Source organism: Ferrovibrio sp. (genome assembly GCF_035304305.1).
Taxonomy (GTDB): domain Bacteria; phylum Pseudomonadota; class Alphaproteobacteria; order Ferrovibrionales; family Ferrovibrionaceae; genus Ferrovibrio.
In genome coordinates this window covers 1-23,915 of record NZ_DATGQG010000167.1, presented here as the reverse complement: position 1 = coordinate 23,915, position 23,915 = coordinate 1, and the positions used below count along the sequence as shown (strand labels likewise).

The window sequence follows — 23,915 nt, the reverse complement described above, 5'->3', positions numbered from 1 at the left end:
GCTGTCGCGGCCGACCATGCCGCCATCCTGATGTATCACCGCTTCGGCGAGGACAGCGTGCCGAGCACCAATATCCGGCTCGAGCAGTTCGACGCCCATATCGCCGAGCTGACCGCGGGCCGCTACAGTGTGCTGCCGCTGCCCGAGATCGTGGCGAAGCTGCGGGCGAAGCAGCCGCTGCCCGACCGCGCCGTGGCGATCACCGCCGACGACGCCTACCTCTCCGTCCTCACCGAGGGCTGGCCGCGGCTGAGGAAGGCCGGACTGCCGTTCACGCTCTTCGTCGCCACCGAGCCGGTGGACAGCAGGCTGAAGGGCTATCTCACCTGGGAGCAGATCCGGCAGCTGAAAAAAGAGGGCGTCACCATCGGTGCGCATTCGCACCGGCATTTCAGCCTGCCGGGCATGACGCGCGAGGCCGCCCGCGCCGATCTGGAGCATTCGCTGCGCCGTTTCGAGCAGGAGCTGGGCGAGTGGCCGGCGCTGTTCGCCTATCCCTTCGGCGAATGGGACAGCGGCGTGAAGGAGATGGTGCGGGAACTCGGCCACAGCGTCGCCTTCGGCCAGCATTCCGGCATCGCCCATGCCCGCCACGACATGTACTGGCAGCCGCGCTTTCCGATGAACGAGGCCTATGGCAGCGTGGAGCGCCTGCGCCAGGTGGTGAACGCGTTGCCCCTGCCGGTGGAGTCGATCGAGCCGGAGGATGTGCTGGTCCGCCTCGGCCAGACGGCGAATCCGCCGGTCCTGCGCTTCACCGTGACCGACGATGTCGAACGGCTGCAGCAGATGGTCTGCTATACCGGCCAGGGTAGGCGCATCGCGCCGAATCGGCTGGACGGCGACGCGCGCCGCTTCGAGGTGGTGCCGCCCGAGCCCTTCGTGCCGCCGCGCGACCGCATCTCCTGCACCGTGCCCACGAAGGAGCAGGGCCGCTTCCGCTGGTTCGGCATCCAGTACACGGTGATGAAGTAGCCAGGAGGCGCTGCGCCGAGCGCGCGTTTTCCGGCCAATCCGCTGATTTTCCTGAATCTGCCGGGTCCCGTTCGAGCCCGTTCGGAGCCAGTTGAGTCCCGTTGGAAGCCGGTTCAGTCCCGTTCGGGGCCAGTTCAATCCCGTTGAGTGCCGGTTCAGTCCCGTTCAGTCCCGTTGAATCCCGTTGAGTCCCGCTGCGGGGCACCCCTCGGGGAACGAGGGAGGTGTGGCGGCGGCGGAAGGATGTGCGCAGCTGTCCGCAGGTGGGCGATTCGTCCGGGACAGCGATACGACGCCGGCCATAGGCATGCGGCGGGCATACGGTCGTATGCCGTTGATCCGATTCACGATTTCCAACAGCAGCAGCGCAGGCAGCGGAAAAAAGCCGCTTGACCACCGGAACATATAATGTACATTTTATGGGGAGAAAGTCAAATGCCGTTCTCCCTCCAATCTCTTCGACTGAGGCCTGCCATGTCCCTGCTTCCAGACCGTGCGCCCTCCCGTCGCCCGCCGCAGCCAAAGCGGCGCGATACCGATCTCTTCTCGCTTTTCGGCTCTGTCGGACCCGAGGGCGAGAACCGCCGCGAGGACATCATCAAGGTCCAGACGCTTCTGGACTGCATGGGCGACTATTCCCTGCCGCACGATTTCCCGACCGGCTGGCCCGGCGATGGCCTGTGGCAGGCGATCCGGAAGCTGCAGAAACGCAACGGCCTGAAGGCCGACGGCACCATCCTGCCGCTCCCGTCCGGCGGTGTGGGTGCAGACGGCGTCGGCGAGACGCTGGCCGCGATGCGGGACGAGGTCGGCGACCGAGTGGCCGGACAGAGAGCCTACACGCCGGCCGAAGTGGACGCGCATTACGAAGACGAGGCTCGCTTCCGCAACACGGTGGCGGAGGAAGCGGCGAGGCCGCCGGCTCCGCGTCTCAGGCGCCGATTGTAAGCGACATATCCAATGCGGAGCCGCCGCAGGCGAAACCGGGTGAGCGGTTGGCGCTGGCGCCCGTCGCGGCCCTGGCGCCGCTGGCCGTAAGAGCCCTGCCGCTGCTCGCGCCGCTGGCGGGAGCGGCGGGTGAATGGGCCCGGCAGCAATATGAGAATGCGCGCAGCAACGCCGAAGCGGCTGATCCCATGCCGCAGACGCCGCCTTCCAGACCGATGAACGATAACGACAAAGCCGCGTCTCAGACGCCGCCGCTCGTGCCGCCGGACGTCAGTGACAGACTGCAGGGTCGCCCGGCGGAAGAGCCCGAGCCGACGATCGAGCAACTGATCCCGCCCGAGATGACGGACTGGTACGAGGGACTGGAGCCGTTCGACCAGGCGCTGGCGAAGCAGCTTATGCTGCTCCTCAACCGCAGGGGAGACAAGGCTACGCAACTCGGAAACGCGCGGTTAACAAAGGCGCTTATGGATAGATTCAATTCTACTCCCGGACTGGCGGGCAAGATAGAGCATGTAGCCGGCTCTCGGAAAAACGGGGTGGGAGTTGATCTTAAGGAAGAGCATATCCCTCATCCCGAGACAGGCCGAAAAGGCGGTCACTGGCCTGACATGACTTTTAGGCTAGCCAGGGAGCTGGCTGATGAGCTTGGATTTGAATACCTGCGGGTTAATTCTGCTCTAACGTTGAAGCGGAACCCGGAAGAAGTGGTGAAGCGGGAGCGAGATCAGAGAGACGGGATTCGCCTGATCAAACCTGCCGATATGATTGAGACTGTAGAAAAGCTGCGCCCGGATGAAGACGGGAACGTAAGTGATAATACTCTTGCGGAGTATGACAAAGAGGCAGCTGCTTTTGCACGGAAGATAGTTAATGCGATTGAAGAAAAAAGGAAGCGAAAGCCACAATGAAGCAGGGCGCAATCTATGAGACGGTTAGACGTTTGCCCGCTCAGCCAGTGTCGATCAGCACACGATACGTGTGGTTGACGGCGGCGGATTGGATGCAATTTTCCGATCTCTTGCGGCAAAGTTTTCCAGAAGCCCGCTTTTATACCGACCCAGGCTCCGTAAACACTCGGAGGAAGGCTGAGCCACCATCAATCTGCTTTCATGATCACCTGCTTGCCACGGAAGGGTATGCAAAACGCGATCACGCAATGATTGTGTTTTCCTCGTCTTGGGTGCCTCACTTTGTCAAATACCAGACGTTTGTTGACGGAGTGGATGATTTCAGTTGGGTTTGCAGCAATTATGCGCGACCTGGCGCGATGGTTCGATTCGGCATGGCGTTGGGCGAGGAAGAGTTGCGGAGTGAAACCGTCATGCCTCACGGCGACATTACGTTTTACGGAATGCCCGGAAACAAAGAGCACTCTGCGCTGAAGCGGCGCTTCCATCGTATTCTGGGGAAGATCGCAACCAACCGCAATCAAAGCTTCTACCGGTTGCCCAGCCGCGAACTGATCAGGACGGAAGACAAGGGCTCGATTTATTGGGTTGGGAAAGACGCGTTGCGTTGGGTCAGAGAGAGGCCTGAACGGTATTTCCTGTACAACGCACAGGATTGGGGTTTCCGACCTTCGGACTGATTTCTCGCTTTGCTGTTTCTCGGGCATGGACCTCAGTCGATGCAGAACGGCAGCACCCGACCAACCCCGATTGATCTGCTTGGAAGCTGAACTGGAAAAGCGAGTTTGACAGACCTGACTCGAAAACGCCGGCACGTTACCGCTACTGGCGCGGAAGATAAGAGGGGGGATATGCGCGTCGTGCCGCCGACCAAGCTGCTCACCGATATCTGCCTGCCGCTGAAACAGGATCGCTGATGCGGATCGGCCGCCGCCATGTCATACAATCGCGCTGGCCGCGCATTCGCACAGAACAGGACAGACATCATGACACCCGAATACCGCACAGCCGGCGAACTGCTCCGCGCCCTCAGGGCGCGCGAGGTCTCCTCGCTGGACCTCACCGAGCAGGCGATCGCCCGCATCGAGGCGCAGGACGGCCGGCTGAATGCTGTGCCGGTGCGCGATTTCGAGCGCGCGCGGGCGGCGGCGAAGGCGGCCGATGCGGCGCTGGCGCGCGGCGAGACGCGGCCGCTGCTCGGCCTGCCGATGACGGTGAAGGAATCCTTCCATGTCGCTGGCCTGCCGACCACCTGGGGCCTTCCCGGCACCAGGGATATCCCGGTGACGCAGGATGCCGTGACGGTGCGACGCCTAAGGGAGGCCGGCGCGGTGATCCTCGGCAAGACCAACGTCCCGCCGATGCTGGGCGACTGGCAGGCCGACAATCCGGTCTATGGCCGCACGGCCAATCCGTATGATGCGGCGCGCACGCCGGGCGGCTCCTCGGGCGGAGCGGCTGCGGCCCTGGCCGCCGGCTATGTCGCGCTCGAACTGGGCTCCGACATCGGCGGCTCGCTGCGTGTGCCGGCGCATTTCTGCGGCGTCTATGCGCACAAGCCGACGCTCAACCTGGTCCCAAGGCGCGGCCATGCGCCGCCTGGCGTGCCGGTGCGCAGCGTCGATCCAGACGTCGACCTGCCCGTGGTCGGCCCGATGGCGCGTTCGGCGGCCGATCTTGCGCTGGCGCTGGAGGTTCTGGCCGGTCCCGACGACGCCGAGGCGGTGGCATACCGACTGCATCTGCCGCCGCCGCGTTTCGCGTCGCTGAAGGAGGCCCGCGTGCTGGTACTCGAGGAGCATCCGCTGCTGCCGACCGATACATCGGTGCGCGCCATCATCGGCGACTTCGCGGCCGGGCTGGAGAAGGAAGGCTGCCGGGTCGCGCGCTCCAGCCCGCTGCTGCCCGACCTCGCGCTGATCGCCGAGACCTACCTGACGATGCTGTTCGCCTTCTTCGGCGCCACCATGCCGGAGAAGGAGTATGCCGAGGCGGCGGCGGCCGGCCGCAGGGGCACGACCGCCAGCCATCGCGAGTGGATGCAGGCGAATTTCGTCCGCACCGCCATCGCCGACCGCTGGCACGGCTTTTTCCGGGAATTCGACATCCTGCTCTGCCCGGTCATGCCGACGGCCGCATTCCCGCATGATTCCCGGCCGCAGCATGAGCGGACCATCAGCATCGACGGCAGATCCTTTCCCTATGATGCGCAGTTCCACTGGGCCGGGCCGGCGACGCTGAACGGCCTGCCGGCAACGGCCTTTCCCGTCGGCATGACGAAGGACGGCCTGCCGGTCGGGTTGCAGGCGGTCGGGCCGTATCTGGAGGATCGCACGCCGCTGCACTTCGCCGCGCTGGCCGAACAGGTCTTCGGCGGCTTCCGCCCGCCGTCGCTTTAGGTCCGCGATGAAAAGCTGGAGCGACAGGCTGCGCGAGGGCAGGCCGCATCAGGCCGGAGCAAAGCCGGCCGATCTGACGCCGGTCTGGCGGGTGCTGGACGAAGCCTCGCCGACTTTGGGCAAGCTTCCGGTTGCCGCCCGGTCTTTCTTCAGAAAACGGCGAAGCAGCGAAGCGCAGAAAATTCGCGCTTGACGCTGCGCCGCCCGCTCTCTACCGTTCAGGCACCATGCAGAACGTCATTCTCACCGTAGCCCTCATTAAGGTAACCGCCGTCGGCGGTGGCCCGGGTTGTTGCGCGTGAGGAGATAACGCATAGCAAAGTGACCCAGAGGCCCCGCCGGCGACGGACGGGGCCTCGGTCTTTTCAGGGCTTCGTCTTTTGCCGGCCGGCAGAACCGGAGACCCGCCATGAACCACCTCGTCACCCTCCACGGCAGCCGGAGCAGTTCCGCTCCCGGCCCGGATGCCTACGACCACCGCGTGCTCGGCACACGGCTCGATCTCTTCCACCAGCAGGAGGAGGGGCCGGGCATGGTGTTCTGGCACCCGCGCGGCTTCGTCATCTACCGCGTGGTGGAGGATTACATCCGCCGCCGCATGCGCGAGGCCGGCTTCCAGGAGGTGCGCACCCCGCAGCTGCTGTCCTGGTCGCTGTGGGAGCAGAGCGGCCATGCCGACAAGTTCGCGCCGCAGATGTTCCGGGTGAATTCCGGCAACCGGCCGTTCGCGCTCAAGCCGATGAGCTGTCCCGGCCATATCCAGCTGTTCAGCAAGCGGGTCCGCTCGGTGCACGACCTGCCGCTGCGCTACTGCGAGATGGGCGCGGTGCATCGCGACGAGCCCTCCGGCGCGCTGCAGGGCCTGATGCGGACGCGCAGCTTCACGCAGGACGACGCCCATATCTTCTGCACCGAAGCCCAGGTGGAGGCCGAGGTGCAGCGCTTCTGCGAGCTGCTGCGCAGCATCTACGCCGATTTCGGCTTCGGCTCGCTGCTGGTCTTCTTCTCGACCCGGCCGATGCGCCGCGCCGGCCCGGATGCCGTCTGGGACCGCGCCGAGGCGGCGCTCGCCATGGCGGCGCGGCGGGCCGGCCTCGACTTCGCGATCCGCACCGGCGAGGGCGCCTTCTACGGGCCGAAGCTGGAATTCCACCTGCGCGACAGCCATGGCCGGGCCTGGCAATGCGGCACGGTGCAGCTCGATTTCGTGCTGCCCGAGCGGATGGGCGCCGAATATGTCGACAGCGACAACGGGCGCAGGCACCCGGTGCTGATCCACCATGCCGTGCTGGGCAGCCTGGAGCGCTTCATCGGCATGCTGCTGGAGCATCATCGCGGGGCGCTGCCGCTCTGGCTGGCGCCGGAGCAGATCCTGCTCGCCAGTGTCGGGCCCGAGCAGGAGGGCTATGTCCGCAAGGTGGCGGCGGTGCTGGGCCGCGAGGGCTACCGCGTCGCGGTGGACGTGCGGCGCGAGCGGCTCTCCCGCAAGATCGCCGAAGCCCATGACCAGGGCGTGCCGCTGGTGGCGGTGGCCGGCGAGCGCGAGGCCGAACGCGGCGCGCTGTCCTTCCGCCGGCGCGACGGCCGGCAGGAGGAACTGCCGGTCGCCGAGGCCGCGCGGCGCTTCCGGAAGGAGGCGTTCCGCTGACAGCCGAAAGACGGCAGACCGCCGCAGAAATGCGGCCGTTACGGTTGATGCAGCGGCGTGTGGTCCATATGTTGGGGGCCTGACCCCAGCATTCATACCAAGAGGCCGAATCGATGCCCCATCACACGCCCCTGATCGCGATGGTTGTCATGGGGCTGGGACTGGCATTCCTGTTCGGCGCCGTCGCCAACCGGCTGAAAATCTCGCCGCTGGTCGGCTACCTGCTGGCCGGCGTGGTGGTCGGGCCCTTCACGCCGGGCTTCGTCGGCGACCAGGCGCTGGCCAACGAACTGGCCGAGATCGGCGTCATCCTGCTGATGTTCGGCGTCGGCCTGCATTTCTCGCTGAAGGACCTGCTCTCGGTGAAGGCAATCGCGATTCCGGGTGCGGTGGCGCAGATCGCGCTGGCCACCATCCTCGGCCTCGGCCTGTCGCTGGCGCTGGGCTGGTCGGTCACCGCCGGCTTCGTCTTCGGCCTGGCGCTGTCGACCGCCTCCACGGTGGTGCTGCTGCGCGCCATGCAGGAGCGCCGGCTGATCGAGACCGAGCGCGGCCGCATCGCCGTCGGCTGGCTGATCGTCGAGGACATCGCCATGGTGGCGGCGCTGGTGCTGCTGCCGGCGATCGCCGGCATCGTCGCCCCCGCGGAAGAGGCCGGCGCGAACGTGGCCGCCATGTCGGGGCTCGACATCGCCACCGCGCTCGGCATCACCTTCGGCAAGGTGGCGGCCTTCATGGTGCTGATGCTGGTGATCGGCCGCCGGGTGATCCCCTGGCTGCTGCATTACGTCGTCCATACCGGCTCGCGCGAGCTGTTCCGGCTCGCCGTGCTGGCGATCGCGCTCGGCGTTGCCTTCGGCGCCGCCAAGCTGTTCGGGGTTTCCTTCGCCCTGGGCGCCTTTTTCGCCGGCATGATCATGAGCGAGTCGCCGCTCAGCCACGAGGCGGCGAACGAGACCCTGCCGCTGCGCGACGCCTTCGCGGTGCTGTTCTTCGTCGCGGTCGGCATGCTGGTCGACCCGATGATCCTCCTGCATCACCCGCTGCCGGTGCTGGGCACGCTGTTCATCATCGTGCTCGGCAAGTCGGTGGCGGCCTTCCTGATCGTGCTGGCCTTCCGCCATCCGGTCGGTACCGCCCTGCTGATCTCCGCCAGCCTGGCGCAGATCGGCGAATTCTCCTTCATCCTCGCCGCCCTGGGCGTTGAACTCGGTCTGCTGCCGGAGCAGGGGCGCGACTTCATCCTCGCCGGCGCGATCCTGTCGATCATGCTCAATCCGCTCTCCTTCGCCGCCGTCGGGCGCCTGCGGCCCTGGTTCGAGAAGCGGTTCCCCGGCCTGCCCGGCGCCGCCGCTGCCATCGCAGGCGAGCCGCCGAAGCCCGATACCGGCGCGACCGCCGCCGAGCCCGTGGCGGAGGATGAAGTCGCGCCGCCGCCGACCGCGCTGAGCGGCCATGTCGTGCTGGTCGGGCACGGCCGGGTCGGCAGCCTGGTGGCTGCCGCCCTGACCGAGAAGGGCCTGCCCTATCTGGTGATCGAGGATGCCGATACCCGTGTTGCCGAACTGCGCAAGCGCGGCGTCGAGGTCATCCACGGCAATGCCATCCGCAGCGACATTCTCGAGGCCGCGGCGCTCGACCGCGCCGTCCAGATGATCGTGGCGATCCCGAACGCCTTCGAGATCGGCGGGCTGGTGAGCAAGGCGCGCCGGCTGAATCCCGGGCTGGACATCGTTGCCCGCGCCCATGCCGATGCCGAGGTCGAGCATCTGCTCAAGCACGGCGCCACGACGGTGATCATGGGCGAGCGCGAGATGGCGCGGGCGATGATCGAGCATTTCCCGGCCGTCCGGGATGCGAGCCCGCCCTCCGACGACGTGCCGCCGGTCGCCGCCTAGAAGGCAACCCGACCGCCAGCTGCCCCAGACAGGTGGTCTCGTCGCGCGGAGAGCCGGCCCCGGCGCCGGACCATCGATGCGCCCGCGGCCGCATGACCGTCAACCCCGGGCCTTTCGGCGGGCCGCCGCCTTGTCCATGATGGGCCAATCGACTAGAACCGCAGCACGTTTCTGAGACTTATTCGCGCAAGGAGAGCCCCATGCGTCCGAGCGGCCGCCAAGCCGACCAGCTCCGCCCAGTCCGCCTCGAGCCGGGCTTTGCCAAATATGCCGAGGGCTCCTGCCTGGTGAAATTCGGCGAGACCCATGTGCTCTGCGCCGCCACCGTGGAAGAGAAGGTGCCGCCCTTCCTGCGCAATACCGGCCGCGGCTGGGTGACGGCGGAATACGGCATGCTGCCGCGCTCCACCCACAGCCGCACCGAGCGCGAGGCGTCGCGCGGCAAGCAGTCGGGCCGCACCCAGGAAATCCAGCGCCTGGTCGGCCGTTCCCTGCGCGCCGTCACCGATCTCTCCGGATTCGGCGAACGCCAGATCCGGCTCGACTGCGACGTGCTGCAGGCCGATGGCGGCACGCGCACCGCGGCGATCACCGGTTCCTGGGTGGCGCTGCATTTCGCCTTCGCCAAACTGGTGAAAGTGGGCGCGATCGCGAAAATCCCGCTGATCGGCCAGGTGGCGGCGGTGAGCTGCGGCCTCTGCGACGGCGTCGCCGTGCTCGATCTCGACTATCCGGAAGATTCCACCGCGCAGGCGGATGCCAATTTCGTGCTGACCGACAAGAACGCCATCGTCGAGGTGCAGGGCACGGCGGAAAAGCATCCCTTCAGCGAGGAAGAATTCGCCGCCATGCTGGCGCTCGCCAAGAAGGGCGTCGGCGAACTGATGACCCTGCAGCGTCAGGCGGTAGGGCTGTAATCATGGCGCGGCGGCGCTTCAGCGGCGATACGCTGGTGATTGCCAGCCACAATGCCGGCAAGGTGCGCGAGATCGGCGAGCTGATCGCTCCCTTCCGTGTCCGCGCCGTGTCCGCCGGCGAACTGAACCTGCCCGAGCCCGACGAGACCGGCGATACCTTTGTCGCCAATGCCGAGCTGAAGGCGCTGGCCGCGGCGCAAGCCTCGGGCCTGCCGGCCCTGGCCGACGATTCCGGCATGAGCGTCGATGCGCTGGACGGTGCGCCGGGGATCTACTCCGCCCGCTGGGCCGGGCCATCGAAGGATTTCGGCAAGGCGATGGACAAGGTCTGGCAGGCAGTGGAGGAGAAGGGCACCGAGCCGCCGATCCTCGCGCAGTTCGTCTGCGCGCTGACGCTGGCCTGGCCCGACGGCCATTGCGAAAGCTTCGAAGGCATCATTCCCGGACGGCTGGTCTGGCCGCCGCGCGGCAGCAACGGCTTCGGCTACGATCCGATGTTCCTGCCGCAGGTCGAGGTGGATAACGGCAACCTGCGCACCTTCGGCGAGATGCCGGCTGAGGAGAAGCACGCGATCAGCCACCGGGCGCTCGCCTTCCGGCAGCTGATCGATGCCTGTTTCGGCTGAGGCGAAGGCACCGGCGCGCGGCTTCGGCCTCTATGTGCACTGGCCGTTCTGCGTCTCGAAATGTCCCTATTGCGACTTCAATTCCCATGTGCGCGAACGCGTGGATGAGGCGCGCTGGACGCAGGCCTATCTTGCCGAGCTGGATCATTATGCCGGGATCGGCATCGGCCGCGGCGAGACGATCACTTCGGTTTTCTTCGGCGGCGGCACGCCGTCGCTGATGCCGCCGGAGACGACCGCCGCGATCCTCGAGGCCGCGCGGCGCCACTGGCCCTTCGCGCCGGATGTCGAGATCACGCTGGAGGCCAATCCGAACTCGGCCGAGGCGGCGAAGTTTGCCGCCTTCGCACAGGCCGGCGTCAACCGGCTGTCGATCGGCGTGCAGAGCTTCGACGAGGCGGTGCTGAGATTCCTCGGCCGCGCCCATGACGCGGGCGAGGCGCGGCGGGCGATCGAAGCGGCCGCAAAGGCCGTGCAGCGCTATTCCTTCGACCTGATCTATGCCCGGCCGGAACAGAGTGCGGAAGCCTGGCGCGCCGAACTGCGGGACGCGTTGACCCTCGCCGGCGATCATCTTTCGCTCTACACGCTGACCATCGAACCCAATACCGGCTTCGCCGGCGCGGTGGCGCGCGGTGCGCTGAAACCGATGCCCGATGACGCGCAGGCCGCGCTCTACGATCTCACGCAGGAGGTCATGGAGCGGGCCGGCATGCCGGCCTACGAGATTTCCAACCATGCGAAGCCCGGCGGCGAGAGCCGGCACAATCTCGTCTACTGGCGCTCGGGCGAATATCTAGGACTGGGGCCCGGCGCCCATGCCCGCTTCACGCGCGGCGGGACCTGGTCGGCGGTCCAGAACCGCCGCAAGCCGGAAGCCTGGCTGGAAGCGGTGGAGGCCGAAGGCCATGGCCGCGAAACCGAAACACCGGTCGGCAGGCGCGAGCGCGCCGAGGAGGCGCTGATGATGGGCCTGCGCCTCAGCGAAGGCGTCTGGGCGGAAAATCTCCGCGCCGCGAGCGGTCTCTCTCTGGATGAGGTCGTGCCGCCGGCGCGCAGTGTGCCGCTGGAACAGGCCGGACTTCTGACGCGGACGTCCGACAGGCTGATTGCTACAAAGGATGGCCGCGCCGTGCTGGACGGTCTCCTGGCGAGGCTGCTGGCCTAGGCCTTCCCGCGCACCGCCTGCAGGATTGCCAGCAGCGCAATGACAGGCATCACGAAGGCCTCGGGCGAGTCCATGGTCCAGAGCGTGAGGCTGGTGATCACGCACCAGAGCAGCGGCAGCACCAGCAGTTCCCAGCGGATGAGGTGCATGGCGAGCAGGGCGCCGAGCGTGGCGGTCGCGGTCGGGTCGGGAGCGATGCCGAAAACCTCCGCCTGCAACACCGGGCGGCCGAGCAAAAGCGGCAGCATGGCATGCGCGACGATTGCGAAGACCACGATCCCCCAGCCGGTCCGCGCCCGCTTCAGTCCGCTGGCCACTGCCAGCCGTCCCGGCCAGGCGGCGCTCAGCAGCAGCAATGCGCCCTGCGCCGCGAAGCCGATGGCATAGTAGTCGGCGGCCCAGTTGATCGGTGCGTACCAGCCGCGATGGTAGACCCACGCGGTCCAGAGCCAGCCGAGGCCAAGCAGGACGCCGGTTGTGCGGCCAGGCGCGGCGCCGCCGCGCCGCAGCAGGGCGAGAATGCCAAGGCCGGCGGCGAGGGCCGGCACCTGCATCGGCCAGATCGCCGCGTTGTAGAGTTCGAACAGCCGGTAATAGGTCTGCGGCGAGAAGAGCAGGAAATCGGACAGGCGGTAGGTCCACCATTCCGTCATTCAGAGCGCCTCGACATGGGCGATCATGCGCCGCCGCATCGCCTCGTCCGGCATGCGGCCATAGGCGGCGCCCATATTCTCCTCCACATGGGCGACGCTGGTGGTGGCCGGAATGGCGCAGGTGACCGCCGGATGCGAGACGATGAACTTGAGCGCGAACTGCGCCCAGTTGGCGCAGTCGATCTCGGCGGCCCAGGGCGGCAGCGGGTGACGCTTGAGCCGGTCGATCAACGGCCCCTCGCGGAAAGGGCGGTTGGCCAGCACGGCGATGCCGCGCTCGCGCGCCAGCGGCAGGATGCGCCGCTCGGCGGCGCGGTCGAGGAGATTGTAGGTGACCTGGATGAAGTCGAGGTCATGGTCGCGCATGATCGCCTCGAACTCGCCATGCCTGCGGCCTTCCGAGGTGGTGATCCCGACATAACGCAGCCGGCCGTCCGCCTTCATCTGCTGCAGTTTCGGCAGATGCTCCTGCCATGACAGAAGATTGTGCACCTGCATGAGGTCGAAGCGCGGCACGGCCCAGTGCCGGCGCGAGGCCTCGATCTGCTCCGGACCGCGCGCACCCGAGGAGGTCCAGATCTTCTCGGCCGAGAAAACATCCCGCGTCCGCCCCAGCGCCTGCAGGCCATGGCCGATCACCGGCTGCGACGAGCCGTACATCGGCGAGGAATCGATCAGCCTGCCGCCGCGCGCGAAGAAATGCCGCATCACCTCGGTGCAGCCGGCCCGCGCCTGCGGATCGTTGCCGACATTGAAGGTGATCCAGGTGCCGAGCCCGATGACGGGCAGGGCTTCGCCGCTGGACGGGATCGGCTTGGTCACCAGCGTGCCGGTCTGGGCGAAGCCGGAAACAGGGAGGGCGGCTGCTGCGGTTGCGGCAGCCATGAAGGATCGGCGGGTGAGACAGGGTTGCTGCACGGCGGCGCCTGCGCTGTTGGTCTCTTGAAGAGAATGAAATCGCGGCTGCCCGGGTCAAGCCCGGCTGTCCACGCCCTTCTAATCCGTCAGCGTCAGTACATGCGCGTCCTGCGCGGGAACCCTGCCCTCCAGCGTTGCCCGGTAGACCGCTTCGGCATCGCTGCGGCGGCCGTGATGCACGGTGAGCCAGCGCCGGGCATGGGGCAGGAAGGACTCCCAGGCCTCGTCCAGCCGCGAAGCCAGACCATCGCGGCCCCAGTCCTCGGCGCGTTTGCGCAGGCGGTCAGGGGCAAAGAAGAAGACCGGCCGGGCGCCGGGCAGTCCCTTGCCCGGCGGATCCCGGTCGCGATGCGACATGCCGACGGCGCAGCTGTATTTCATGTCTTCGCGGAAATGCTCATGCACCGCGCTGCGGACGCTGCTGCTGCCGGCGAAATCGACGAAGACTGCCGGCAGTTTCGGCAGCTCGTGGATGTCGTCATAGCCGATGACCCGGTCATAGCAGCCGAGCCCGGAGACGAAGGCGCGGTTGCCGCCGGAGGTGAGGCCGACCACTTCGACGACCTTCCGGTTGTGGATGCACTGGGCGAGGCTGAAGCCGGTCTTGGACGAGGCGCTGGACAGGATGATGCTGGCGGCGCCGAAGAAATTCTCCTCGGCGAGGAAGTCGTCGATCAGGAAGGACGTGACGAACAGCGGCCGGAGCAGGGCATAGAGCGCTTCATCGCCGGGACGCCAGATCGGGTCCTTGGCGCAGCGCGTGTAGAGATTGTAGGCCGGCGGCAGCTTCTGCCGGTGCGGACTTGCGTCGACGAAGCTGCCGTCCGACACGCGCTCGGGCCGCAGCACGGCATGGCTCGCCATCGGGAAATAGCCGTAGATGCGCTCGCCCCGGCCGATCGCATCATGCCGCGATTCCCTCACATCGGCGAAACCCCAGACCGGAATGATGCCCTGGCCGCCATCCGCCGCGGGGAAGAACTGCCAGTAGGCCATGCGCTCGCCCAGTTCGGCATAGGTGATGTTGTTGGCGGTGAAGGCGAAGCGGTCTATGGCGAGCAGGATTTCGCCCGGCGCGAGATCCGGCAGAGGGCGCTCGCCGATGCGGGTTTTCCGCAGGTCGGATTTGTCGACGGTGAACTCGGTCGCGGTCACGGGCATGTCTGTCTCCAGTGCTCACAGTATCCGCTGCCAGCTTACGCCGGTGCTGCGGCTGTTCCGTGACAAAAATCGGTATGCGGCGACGGTTTTATTCCGCCGGCTGCCGGCCGGAGGCCGCGTCCTCTGCATGGTCCTCGTCCGGGGCCTTCGGCAGCAGCCGCTGCACGAAGCGGCCGAGATCGTCGAGATAGGTGAAGATCACCGGCGTCACGATCAGGGTCAGCAGGGTCGACGATACCAGGCCGCCGATCACCGCATGCGCCATGGCCGAGCTCTGCCTGGCGCCTTCGCCCAGCGCGAGCGCCAGCGGCATCATGCCGAAGATCATCGCCAAGGTGGTCATGATGATCGGCCGCAGCCGGATCGTGCCGGCGGCCAGAATGGCGTCGGCCCGGATCATCCCCTCGCGCCGCGCCTGGTTGATGAAGTCGACCAGCAGGATGGCGTTCTTGGTCACCAGGCCCATCAGCATGATGAAGCCGATGACCGAGAAAATGTTGAGCGTCGAGCCCCAGAGCCAGAGGCCGAGAATGACGCCGATCAGGGAGAGCGGCAGCGAGGCCATGATGGCGAGCGGCTGCAGGAAGCTGGCGAACTGCGAGGCGAGGATCAGGTAGATGAAGATGACCGCCAGCAGCAGGGCGGCGGCGGCATAGCCGGCGGATTCCACCATGTCCTTGGAGGCGCCGCCGAACCAGAAGCGGTAGCCGGGCGGCAGCTTCATCTGCTCGAGCCTGGCCTGGATCTCGCGGCTGGCCTCGCCGACGGTGCGGCCCGACGTGCTCGCGGTCAGCAGCACCTCGCGGGCAAGATCGCGGCGGTTGATCTGGGTCGAGCCGGCGGACGGCCGGATTTCCGCCACCTGCGCCAGCGCCACCATCTTCGGGTTGCCGGCGGCATCGGTCTGCGTCGAGGCGACATAGATGCGCTCCAGATCCGGCAGCCCCGTGCGGTCGTCCCGCGGCAGGCGGACGAAGACGTCGTAATCCTCCGAATCCGGCGCCTTCCAGGTGCCGGCCTCCTCGCCGGCCAGCAGCGGCCGCAGCGTGGCGGCGATCGAGGAGAGGCTGACGCCGAGATCGGCGGCAAGCTGGCGGTCGATGTCGAGCGCCACGGTCGGCTTGTTGGCCTTCAGGCTGGATTCGAGGTCGACCACGCCGGGCACGGTGCGGATGATCTCCATCGCCTCGCGCGACAGGCGGTCCAGTTCGGCGATGTCCTGGCCCTGCAGGCTGATCATGATCGGCTTGTTCAGGCCGCCGCCCAGGTTGGGCAGGCCGATATTGATGTTGTCGATGCCGGCGATCTGCCAGAGCCGGTCGCGGAAGGGCTGCGCCATTTCCTGCGGCGTGCGGCTGCGCTGCTCCAGCGGCACGAAGCGGACATAGATCATCGCCACGTTGCGCCGCGCGAAGGGACCGGCATTGACGGAAGCGACCGAGTAGCTGACTTCCGGGAACTCCTTCAGCGCATCCTGGACCTGCCGCACCTTGGCCTCGGTATAGTCGATCGCCGCGCCGGGCGGCGTGGTGATCTCGACGAGGATTTCCGAAAGGTCCGGCTCGGGGACGAATTCCGTGCCCAGCCGGCCGATCATCGCGGCGCTGCCCGCGAAGCTCAGTACCGCGATCAGCAGCACGGCCCAGCGGAAGCGCAGGCTCCAGCGCAGGATGCCGCGATAGAGCTGCGCCAGATGCTCCATGCCCCTGTCGACCAGCCCGACGGCCCGGCCGATCGGTCCGCGCCGGGCATTCGGCAGGCTGTCCGGATCATGCCAGACGCTGGACAGCATCGGGTCGAGGGTGAACGAGACGAACAGAGAGATCAACACCGCCACCGTGACGGTGATGCCGAACTGCAGGAAGAAGCGGCCGATGATGCCTTCCATGAAGGCGACGGGCAGAAAGACCGCGACGATGCTGAGCGTGGTCGCCAGCACCGCCAGCCCGATCTCGTTGGTGCCGTCCAGCGCCGCGCGGCGGTGGCTCTTGCCCATGGTGACATGGCGGGTGATGTTCTCGCGCACCACGATGGCATCGTCGATCAGGATGCCGATGGCGAGCGACAGCGCCATCAGCGTCAGCTTGTTGAGGGTGAAACCGGCGGCATGCACGGCGGCGAGCGTGCCGATCACGGCGATCGGCAGGGTCAGGCCGGTGATGATCGTGCTGCGCCAGGAATTCAGGAACAGGAAGACGATCAGGATGGTCAGCGCGGCACCCTCGATCAGGGTGCGCTGGACGCCGTTGACCGAGATCAGGATGGCGCGGCTGTCGTCGCGCAGGAATTCCAGCTTGAGGTCGGCCGGCAGGTCCTTCTGCAGGATGGCGGTTTCTTCCTTCAGGCCGTTGATCACCTCCAGCGTGTTGGCGCCCTGCACCTTGACGAATTCGATGATCAGCAGCCGCTCGCCGTTGTAGAGCGCGACGGCATCCTTCTCCTCGGTGCCGTCCTCGACCGTGGCGATGTCGCCGAGATAGACCGGTGCGCCGCCGCGGCGGGCGACGATCAGGTTGGCGAAATCGCGCGGATCGATGACCTTGCCTTCGATCTGCACGACGAACTCGGTCTGCGGCCGGGTCAGGGTGCCGACGGGAAGCTGCTGGTTCTCGGCTTTCAGCAGGTCGACCAGCCGGTCCATGCCGATGCCGTAGGCATGCATCTTCTCCGGATTCGGCATCACGTTGATGCGGCGCTTGACGCCGCCGACGATATAGGCGCGACCGACGCCGCGGACGGTCTGCAGCCGTTTCAGGATCACCTGGTCGGCGAGAGTGGTCAGCTCGCGCAGGTCGCGGCGGTCGCTGCGGATGGCGATCGAGGCGATCGGCTGGCTTTCCGGACTGAAGCGGCTGATCTCGGGATCCTCGATCTCGTCGCGGAACCGCGGCGTGACGCTGGCCACCTTCTCGCGCACGTCCTGCACCGCTTCGACCGCGTCCACGGTCAGCTCGAATTCGATGATAACGGTGGAGCGGCCTTCGAGCGATCGCGAGGTCAGCGAGCGCACGCCGCTGACCGTGTTCACCGCATCCTCGATCGGGCGGGTCACCTCGCTCTCGATGCTTTCCGGCGTGGCGCCCGGATAGGCGGTGCTGACCACGACGATGGGGAACTCGACGCTGGGAAACTGCTCGACGCTGAGCTTGAAATAGGAGAACAGGCCGACCACCAGCAGCGACGCCATCATCATCGTGGCGAAGACCGGATTGTTGACGCTGATGCGGGTCAGCCACATGGCTGCCTCCCCCGGGGCAATGGACTAGCGGCCGGCGACGCGGGCGGCGAGGCCGTCATTCAGGCGCAGGCCGGGCGTGCTGATCACGGTTTCGCCTGCTGCCAGGCCGCTGGCGATGCCGACCCGGCCATCGGTGGTCTGGTCGATGGCGACGGTGACGGCGCGGCGCTGCAGCCGGCCGTCCTGCAGGACATAGACGACGGTTTCGGTGTCTTCGCGGCGCAGGGCCTCAGCCGGGATCGCGACGGTATTCGCGGCTTCCGCCAGGATCGCCTCGCCGCTGCCGAACATGCCGCCGCGCAGGGACAGATCGCCGTTGCGCAGCAGGATATAGACCGGGATCGAGCGCGAGCCGCTCTGCGCGGTCGGATTGATGCGTTCGATATGGCCCTCGAACAGGCGGTCGCCGAAGCCCTCCACGCGCAGCACGACCGGCTGGCCGATCCGGAGCTGCGGCACGTCGCGGGCCGGCACCAGCGCCTCCATTTCCATCACGTCCAGATCGGCAATGCTGAACAGCCGGGCGTCGACGGCAACCCGTTCGCCCGGATTGACGAAGCGTTCCGCCACCAGACCGTCGATCGGCGCGTAGATCGCGGCGTCGTTCAGCGCCTTGCGCGCCATGGCAACCTGCTGTTCCAGAGCGGCGACATTGGCGCGCGCGGTGCGCCAGGCATTTTCGGCCTCGTCCAGCGCGGTCTGCGATTTCACCCCGCGCTGGGTCAGCGTCACCGCCTTGTTGCGGTTGATCTCGGCGAGGCTGAGGGTGGAGCGCGCGGAGTCCAGGTTGCTCTGCTTCTCGCGCAGCTTGGCGGCGAGATCGGCAGTATCGAGCTTCGCCAGCAGCTGGCCCTTCTTCACCCGCTCGCCCGGGCGCACGCGGATCTCCTCGACGACGGCGGCCACTTCGGCGCGGATGACGGTCTGGTTGAAGGGCTGCAGGCTGCCACTCAGGCGGACCGCCCGGCGCAGGTCGGCGGTTCTGGCCTCGGCAAGATCGGCGGGAGAGAATTCCAGTCCCTCGAAACGGGGCGCGGCTGTCGGGGATACGGGGGCCGTGGCCACGGCATTGGCCGGCTGCCGCGCCTTGAACAGGTACAGCCCGCCGCCGCCGATCACCGCCAGCGCCAGCACGCCAAGCCCGATTTTGGCCAAACGCCTCATAATCTTCCCCAAATCCCCCGATGCAATCGCCCGTTCGACCGGCGCCCGGCGAGGGCAATAAGGCGGCGCCAGTGTATATAGATACGTGTAGACCCCGTCCATCCTGCATCAGTTACCAGGGGGTAACTTGTGATATTGGTCACGCCCGTGACGACGATCCTTACCATCGGCCATTCGAATCATCCCATCGCCGCCTTCATCGCGCTGCTGCAGGCGCATGGCGTGGAGCTGCTGGCCGATATCCGCTCGCAACCGGCCTCGCGGTTTTCACCGCAATTCGGCCGTGCCGCGCTGGAGCGGAGCCTGGCGGAGGCCGGCATCGCCTATCGCTGGTTCGGCGAGGGCCTGGGCGGCCGGCCGCGCGATCCGGTCCTGTATCGCCCGGACGGGCATCCGGATTACGCCCGGATGGCGGCGAGTCCCCGATTCGCCGCGGCTCTGGACGAGCTGCTGGCGGCCGCATCGGTGGCAAGGGCGGCGATCATGTGCGCCGAGCGCGATCCGCAGAAATGCCACCGTAACCAGCTGGTTACGCCGGCCCTGCTGGCTCGCGGCGTTGCGGTCCGGCACATTCTCTCCGATGGCAGGCTGCTGCCTGCCGAGGCAGCGGCGACACCGGTGCAGCCCAGCCTGTTCTAGCCGAATTATCCATGCTTGACGGCCGCTTGCGCGCTGCCGCACACTCTGGCCGCTAGAAAGAGCGCATCTGGAGGAAACGATGATTCAGCGCATCAAGCGCCGTGGCGGATTCGCCGTGGCTGTCACCGCCGGCCTGCTGGCTGCCAGCTTTGGCGGCGACGCCTCGGCACAGACCTACAAACTCATGACTGGTCCCCAGGGTGGTGTGTGGGTACCGCTCGGTGGCACGCTCAAGGCCATGTTCGAAAAGGCAATTCCCGGTTCGACCGTGCAGACCCTGCCCGGCGCCGGCATCGCCAACGTGAAGGGCGTGCAGGAAGGCAAGGCCGATTTCGGCTTCGGCAACTCGATCTCGACGGTCGACGCGGTCAACGGCAAGCCGCCGTTCACCGAGAAGGCAACCAATGTCTGCCAGATCGCCAACCTGTATCCGCAGTATTTCCAGGTGGTGGTGCTCGCAGATTCGGGTATCAACAAGATCGAAGACCTCAAGGGCAAGGCAATCGCCGTACAGACCCGCGGCAATACGGCGGAAGCCATCTCGCAGCATATCCTGCAGGCCCATGGCCTGAGCTATGACGCGATGGGCAAGGTCAACTTCATGGCCTCGTACAACGATGCCGCGTCGCTGCTGAAGGACGGCCATGCGCAGGTCTTCACGCTGGGCACCACGATCCCCGCCGCTTCGGTCATGGATCTGGCCAGCGCCCGCGACATGAAGCTGATCCCGATTACCGATGAAGGCCTGGCGGCGATGAAGAAGATCAACGCCGGCTATAACAAGGTGATCGTCCCGGCCGGCACCTACCCGAAGCAGGACAAGGATCTGCCGGTGATCGGGTATTCGACGCACTTCATCACCCAGTGCAAGCTGCCCGAGGACAAGATCTACGCCGTCACCAAGGCGATGGCGACGCAGATTGCCGATCTTGCCGCAGTCAATAAGGCCATGGCCAAGATGACGGCCAAGGAGATGGCCGAGGATATTGGCGTGCCGCTGCATCCGGGTGCGGCGAAGTACTACCGCGAGGTCGGCGCGCTGAAATAAGTTGAGGCCACCTAAGCCGGCGCCGCTTCGGACGGGCGGCGTCGGTTCTTTTTTGCAACGATTACGGCTTCTCGAAGCAGCGTAATCGATCCGGGGAGGGGCGGACGATGGAGAACAAAAGCCTGGTCGAGCGCATTGCGGCGCCGATCGGGGTGGCGATGGCGGTTTACCATCTGTGGGTCATCGCGTTTGCTCCTCCGGAAGCGATGATTTTCCGGGCCACCCACCTTGCTTTTGCGGTGGTCTTGATCCTGTTGCTGAACCCGGTCTCGACCAGGGACGGCCGGCGACGTTTCATCTGGTATGACGCATTGATGCTTGCCGGCGCGGCTTTCGCCCTGGGCCATCTGTTCGTCAATTACGACTACTTCATCAACCGCATCATCTACATCGACGATCTGACAGTCATCGACGCTGCTGCGGCGGTGATCCTGCTCTGGGTGGTGCTGGATTGCACGCGGCGCGTGATCGGCTGGGCGCTGCCGATCACGGCATTGCTGTTCATGGCGCATGCGCTGTTCGTCACCCAGGTCAATCCGCTGACCCTGCTGGATCAGCTTTACATGACCACCGAAGGCATCTTCGGTTCCACGCTCGGCGTCTCGGCTGCCTATGTGATGATCTTCGTGCTGTTCGGTGCCTTCATGGAGCGCACGGGCACGGGCAGTCTGTTCATGGATTTTGCCCTGGCGGTCACCGGCCGTTCGGCCGGCGGCCCCGGCAAGGTTGCCGTGGTGTCGTCCAGCCTGTTCGGCACCGTTTCGGGCAGCGCCGTCGCCAACGTTATGGTCACCGGCGCGATCACCATTCCGCTGATGAAGCGTACCGGCTTCCGCGCGCCTTTTGCGGCGGGCGTTGAAGCGGTGGCCTCGACCGGCGGCCAGATCATGCCGCCGATCATGGGCGCCGCCGCTTTCGTGATGGCGGAGTTCCTAGGCGTATCTTATGCCACCGTGGCCCTGTGGGCGCTGACCCCCGCGGTGCTGTTTTACGTGGCCTGCTTTGCCGCCGTGCATTTCGAAGCCAAGCGTCTCGGCCTGAAGGGACTGCCCGGCGAGGAGGTGCCGAGCTTCCGCAATGTCATGCTGGATCGCGGTCACCTCTTCATCCCGGTGGCGATCATTCTGGCGGGCATGTTCATGGGCTATTCGGCGCCGCTCTGCGCGCTCGCCGGCACCCTGGCCTGCTTCCCGATCGCCCTGCTGCGTGCCAGCACCCGGCGCGGCCTGAATATCAGGCTGATCTGGGATGCCCTGCAGGATGGCTCCAGGAATACCCTGGCGGTGGCGCTGGCCTGCGCCTGCGCCGGCATCGTCATCGGTTCGATCACGCTGACCGGTCTTGGCATCACCTTCACCAACGTCGTGGTCAACCTGGCACAGGACAGCCTGATCCTCGCGCTGCTGCTGACCGCCTGCGCCGGCATCATCCTCGGCATGGGCATGCCGACCACGCCGGCCTACATCGTCATGGTCTCGCTGATGGTGCCGGCGATCATGAAGCTGGGTGTGGTGGAGCCGGCGGCACACATGTTCGCTTTCTACTTCGCGATCCTGTCGGCCATCACGCCGCCGGTGGCCCTGGCGGTCTATGCCGGTGCGAGTCTGGCCAAAGCCGATGTCTGGCAGGCAAGCTTCTCAGCCGTACGCATCGGCGCTGCGGGCTTTATCGTGCCGTTCATGTTCGTCTTTGAGCCGGCCCTGCTGTTCATTGGCGACTGGCCGACCATCCTGCATGCCGTGATCACCGCTGCTGCAGGCTGTTTCATGCTGGCGGCATCGCTGCATGGCTATCTGTTCAAGCCGACCAGGCATTGGGAGCGGGTGCTGATGTTCGCTGCGGCGCTGACGCTGATCAAGCCGGGGCTGGTGACTGACCTGGTTGGTCTCGGTCTGATCGCGATCGTGCTGTTCAGCCAGAAATTCGTCGCGCGCGCGGCTCAGCCCACGGCGTAGACCAGTTTAGCGACTCCCCTGGACAGGGGTTCGCTCTCCAGCAGCCGCAGCGTCCTGTCGCGACGCTGCGGCGGCAGGAGGGGGATGCCTTCGCCGATCAGCACCGGGACGACGTAGAGCTCGAAGCGGTCGAGTGCACCGGCATCGAGAAAGCCGGCCCAGAGCTTCGGTCCGCCGTAAAGCCAGACATCGCCGTCGGACTGCCCGCGCAGTTCCGCCGCCAGCGCCGCGAAGTCGGCCGGCCGTGTCTCCGTCCGGGGCGGCGGATCGGCCAAAGGTCTGCCGGTCACGATATAGGCGCGTTTTTCCCCGTACAGCCAGTCTCCGGACAGGCTCCGCGCCGCCTCGTAGCTGCTGCGTCCCATGACGATGCTGCCGATCCCGGCCATGAATTCCGCATAGCCGAATTCCGCCGGGTCGTAGTCATGCAGCCAGTCGAAGCTGTCGTCGGCGCGCGCCACGAAGCTGTCCGCGCTGACGGCGAGATAGGCCCGGAAGAGCGGCGTCGTCAGGGCCGGACTACCTTGTCGGGATTGAGGATATTGTCGGGATCGAGGGCGCGCTTGATCTTGCGCATCAGCTCGATCTCCACCGGCGACTTGTAGTGGGTGATCTCGTCGATCTTCATGCGGCCGACGCCGTGTTCGGCCGAGATCGACCCCTTCATCTCATGTGCGATGCCGTGCACGATGTCGGAAACCTCGTCCCAGAGGTCGAGGAATTTCTGCGGCTCCCAGCCGACCGGCTGCGACGGATTGAAGTGGATGTTGCCATCGCCGATATGGCCGAAGGCGACGATGCGCACGCCGGGCACCCTGGCCTCCACCGCCCGGGTCGCCTTCTCGATGAAGGCCGGCATCTGCGAGACCGGCACGGCGATGTCGCATTTGATCGAGCCGCCCTCGGGCTTCTGCGCGCTGGACAGCGCCTCGCGGATTTTCCAGAAGGCGGCGCGCTGGCTCTCCGACTGCGCGATCACGGCGTCGAGCACGAATCCCTTCTCCAGGCCGTCGGCCAGCACGGCCTCCATGGCATTGCCGATGCTGCCGTCGTCGCGTCCCGAGGAGAATTCCATGATCAGGTACCAGGGATGGCGTTCCGCGATCGGATCGGAGGTCGCCGGGGTATGGCGCAGCACGTAATCCAGGCCGATGCGGGGGATCAGTTCGCAGCCGGTGACCTGGCCGCCGGTGGCCTGCTTGCCCAGCGCCAGCAGTTCGATGGCCGCCTGCGGGTCCGGGATCGCGATGAAGGCGGTCGCGCGGGCAGCGGGAAGCGGATAGAGCTTCATCACGGCGGCGGTGATGATGCCGAGCGTGCCCTCGCCACCGATGAACAGGTGCTTCAGGTCGTAGCCGGTATTGTCCTTGCGCAGGCCGCGCAGGCCGTCCCAGATCTGCCCGTCGGCCAGCACGACTTCCAGTCCCAGCGCCAGTTCGCGCGTGTTGCCGTAGCGCAGCACCGCGTTGCCGCCGGCATTGGTGGAGAGATTGCCGCCGATGGTGCAGCTGCCCTCCGAGCCGATGGAGAGCGGAAACAGCCGGCCGGCGGCACGGGCGGCCTCCTGCACCTGGCTCAGGATGCAGCCCGCCTCGACCGTGATCGTGTCGTTCAGCGGATCGATGGCGCGCACGCGGTTCATGCGCTGC

20 protein-coding genes are annotated in these 23,915 nt (G+C 66.5%); 13 read left to right on the top strand and 7 right to left on the bottom strand.

Features of this window, described 5'->3' with window-relative positions; translation table 11 throughout:
* From VKZ87_RS18285 to hemW, 10 genes are all read left to right on the top strand, one after another.
* A partial coding sequence (locus VKZ87_RS18285; protein ID WP_324222712.1) for a polysaccharide deacetylase family protein occupies positions 1–975 on the top strand: 975 nt, incomplete at its 5' end.
* A gap of 474 nt (positions 976–1,449) precedes the next feature.
* On the top strand, positions 1,450–1,923 hold the full coding sequence (locus VKZ87_RS18280) for a peptidoglycan-binding domain-containing protein (RefSeq protein ID WP_324222711.1): 474 nt from the start codon (positions 1,450–1,452) through the stop codon (positions 1,921–1,923).
* Positions 1,924–1,970: 47 nt separating this feature from the next.
* Entirely contained in the window at positions 1,971–2,834 is an 864-nt protein-coding gene (locus VKZ87_RS18275; protein ID WP_324222710.1) for a hypothetical protein, read from the top strand.
* Positions 2,831–3,514 (top strand): hypothetical protein, encoded by a 684-nt coding sequence (locus tag VKZ87_RS18270; protein WP_324222709.1) that lies wholly within the window; start codon positions 2,831–2,833, stop codon positions 3,512–3,514. The genes VKZ87_RS18275 and VKZ87_RS18270 overlap by 4 nt, the downstream gene beginning before the upstream one ends.
* Positions 3,515–3,820: 306 nt before the next feature.
* Positions 3,821–5,233, top strand: coding sequence for an amidase (locus tag VKZ87_RS18265; RefSeq protein ID WP_324222708.1), 1,413 nt, complete (start codon positions 3,821–3,823; stop codon positions 5,231–5,233).
* 409 nt (positions 5,234–5,642) lie between these two features.
* Complete coding sequence (gene thrS / locus VKZ87_RS18260; protein ID WP_324222707.1) at positions 5,643–6,881, top strand: threonine--tRNA ligase; 1,239 nt, start codon at positions 5,643–5,645, stop codon at positions 6,879–6,881.
* A gap of 113 nt (positions 6,882–6,994) precedes the next feature.
* Positions 6,995–8,779, top strand: a complete 1,785-nt coding sequence (locus tag VKZ87_RS18255) for a cation:proton antiporter (protein ID WP_324222706.1) — start codon at positions 6,995–6,997, stop codon at positions 8,777–8,779.
* Between the two features lie 200 nt (positions 8,780–8,979).
* Positions 8,980–9,696 carry a ribonuclease PH gene (gene rph, locus VKZ87_RS18250; RefSeq protein ID WP_324222705.1) on the top strand — a complete coding sequence of 239 codons (717 nt, stop codon included), beginning with the start codon at positions 8,980–8,982 and terminating at the stop codon, positions 9,694–9,696.
* A 2-nt stretch (positions 9,697–9,698) separates the two neighbouring features.
* On the top strand, positions 9,699–10,322 hold the full coding sequence (rdgB, locus tag VKZ87_RS18245) for an RdgB/HAM1 family non-canonical purine NTP pyrophosphatase (protein ID WP_324222704.1): 624 nt from the start codon (positions 9,699–9,701) through the stop codon (positions 10,320–10,322).
* Positions 10,306–11,490, top strand: a complete 1,185-nt coding sequence (hemW, locus tag VKZ87_RS18240) for a radical SAM family heme chaperone HemW (protein WP_324222703.1) — start codon at positions 10,306–10,308, stop codon at positions 11,488–11,490. Before rdgB ends, hemW begins: the two co-directional genes overlap by 17 nt.
* Here the strand turns inward: hemW and VKZ87_RS18235 are convergent.
* From VKZ87_RS18235 to VKZ87_RS18215, 5 genes are all read right to left on the bottom strand, one after another.
* Complete coding sequence (locus VKZ87_RS18235) at positions 11,487–12,143, bottom strand: DUF6064 family protein (protein WP_324222702.1); 657 nt, start codon at positions 12,141–12,143, stop codon at positions 11,487–11,489. The genes hemW and VKZ87_RS18235 overlap by 4 nt on opposite strands.
* Positions 12,144–13,028: an aldo/keto reductase gene (locus VKZ87_RS18230; protein ID WP_324222701.1), complete on the bottom strand. Its 885-nt coding sequence runs from the start codon at positions 13,026–13,028 to the stop codon at positions 12,144–12,146.
* 111 nt (positions 13,029–13,139) lie between these two features.
* Positions 13,140–14,222 carry a DUF2855 family protein gene (locus VKZ87_RS18225; RefSeq protein WP_324222700.1) on the bottom strand — a complete coding sequence of 361 codons (1,083 nt, stop codon included), beginning with the start codon at positions 14,220–14,222 and terminating at the stop codon, positions 13,140–13,142.
* An 88-nt stretch (positions 14,223–14,310) separates the two neighbouring features.
* On the bottom strand, positions 14,311–17,460 hold the full coding sequence (locus VKZ87_RS18220) for an efflux RND transporter permease subunit (RefSeq protein ID WP_324222699.1): 3,150 nt from the start codon (positions 17,458–17,460) through the stop codon (positions 14,311–14,313).
* Positions 17,461–17,484: 24 nt separating this feature from the next.
* Positions 17,485–18,624, bottom strand: coding sequence for an efflux RND transporter periplasmic adaptor subunit (locus tag VKZ87_RS18215; protein ID WP_324222698.1), 1,140 nt, complete (start codon positions 18,622–18,624; stop codon positions 17,485–17,487).
* A gap of 147 nt (positions 18,625–18,771) precedes the next feature.
* On the opposite strand from VKZ87_RS18215, the gene VKZ87_RS18210 reads away from it, so the two are divergent.
* The 3 genes from VKZ87_RS18210 to VKZ87_RS18200 all read left to right on the top strand — a co-directional run bounded on the left by VKZ87_RS18210 (position 18,772) and on the right by VKZ87_RS18200 (position 22,266).
* Complete coding sequence (locus tag VKZ87_RS18210; protein ID WP_324222697.1) at positions 18,772–19,263, top strand: DUF488 domain-containing protein; 492 nt, start codon at positions 18,772–18,774, stop codon at positions 19,261–19,263.
* Between the two features lie 79 nt (positions 19,264–19,342).
* A complete protein-coding gene (locus tag VKZ87_RS18205; protein ID WP_324222696.1) occupies positions 19,343–20,311 on the top strand; it encodes a TAXI family TRAP transporter solute-binding subunit in 969 nt (322 codons plus the stop codon).
* Positions 20,312–20,418: 107 nt separating this feature from the next.
* Entirely contained in the window at positions 20,419–22,266 is a 1,848-nt protein-coding gene (locus VKZ87_RS18200; RefSeq protein WP_324222695.1) for a TRAP transporter permease, read from the top strand.
* Here VKZ87_RS18200 and VKZ87_RS18195 read toward each other — a convergent pair.
* Positions 22,251–22,727: a dihydrofolate reductase family protein gene (locus VKZ87_RS18195; protein ID WP_324222694.1), complete on the bottom strand. Its 477-nt coding sequence runs from the start codon at positions 22,725–22,727 to the stop codon at positions 22,251–22,253. The two genes, VKZ87_RS18200 and VKZ87_RS18195, sit on opposite strands and share 16 nt — an antisense overlap.
* Before the next feature lie 47 nt (positions 22,728–22,774).
* Positions 22,775–23,915 (bottom strand): FAD-binding oxidoreductase (locus VKZ87_RS18190; RefSeq protein WP_324222693.1); only part of this gene is annotated, 1,141 nt, incomplete at its 5' end.

Bases quoted from the DNA above. Each gene is read 5' to 3' on its own strand.
- VKZ87_RS18280 (WP_324222711.1), top strand. From the start codon at position 1,450: ATGTCCCTGCTTCCAGACCGTGCGCCCTCCCGTCGCCCGCCGCAGCCA.
- VKZ87_RS18270 (WP_324222709.1), top strand. From the start codon at position 2,831: ATGAAGCAGGGCGCAATCTATGAGACGGTTAGACGTTTGCCCGCTCAG.
- VKZ87_RS18265 (WP_324222708.1), top strand. From the start codon at position 3,821: ATGACACCCGAATACCGCACAGCCGGCGAACTGCTCCGCGCCCTCAGG.
- thrS (WP_324222707.1), top strand. From the start codon at position 5,643: ATGAACCACCTCGTCACCCTCCACGGCAGCCGGAGCAGTTCCGCTCCC.
- VKZ87_RS18255 (WP_324222706.1), top strand. From the start codon at position 6,995: ATGCCCCATCACACGCCCCTGATCGCGATGGTTGTCATGGGGCTGGGA.
- rph (WP_324222705.1), top strand. From the start codon at position 8,980: ATGCGTCCGAGCGGCCGCCAAGCCGACCAGCTCCGCCCAGTCCGCCTC.
- rdgB (WP_324222704.1), top strand. From the start codon at position 9,699: ATGGCGCGGCGGCGCTTCAGCGGCGATACGCTGGTGATTGCCAGCCAC.
- hemW (WP_324222703.1), top strand. From the start codon at position 10,306: ATGCCTGTTTCGGCTGAGGCGAAGGCACCGGCGCGCGGCTTCGGCCTC.
- VKZ87_RS18235 (WP_324222702.1), bottom strand. From the start codon at position 12,143: ATGACGGAATGGTGGACCTACCGCCTGTCCGATTTCCTGCTCTTCTCG.
- VKZ87_RS18230 (WP_324222701.1), bottom strand. From the start codon at position 13,028: ATGGCTGCCGCAACCGCAGCAGCCGCCCTCCCTGTTTCCGGCTTCGCC.
- VKZ87_RS18225 (WP_324222700.1), bottom strand. From the start codon at position 14,222: ATGCCCGTGACCGCGACCGAGTTCACCGTCGACAAATCCGACCTGCGG.
- VKZ87_RS18220 (WP_324222699.1), bottom strand. From the start codon at position 17,460: ATGTGGCTGACCCGCATCAGCGTCAACAATCCGGTCTTCGCCACGATG.
- VKZ87_RS18215 (WP_324222698.1), bottom strand. From the start codon at position 18,624: ATGAGGCGTTTGGCCAAAATCGGGCTTGGCGTGCTGGCGCTGGCGGTG.
- VKZ87_RS18205 (WP_324222696.1), top strand. From the start codon at position 19,343: ATGATTCAGCGCATCAAGCGCCGTGGCGGATTCGCCGTGGCTGTCACC.
- VKZ87_RS18200 (WP_324222695.1), top strand. From the start codon at position 20,419: ATGGAGAACAAAAGCCTGGTCGAGCGCATTGCGGCGCCGATCGGGGTG.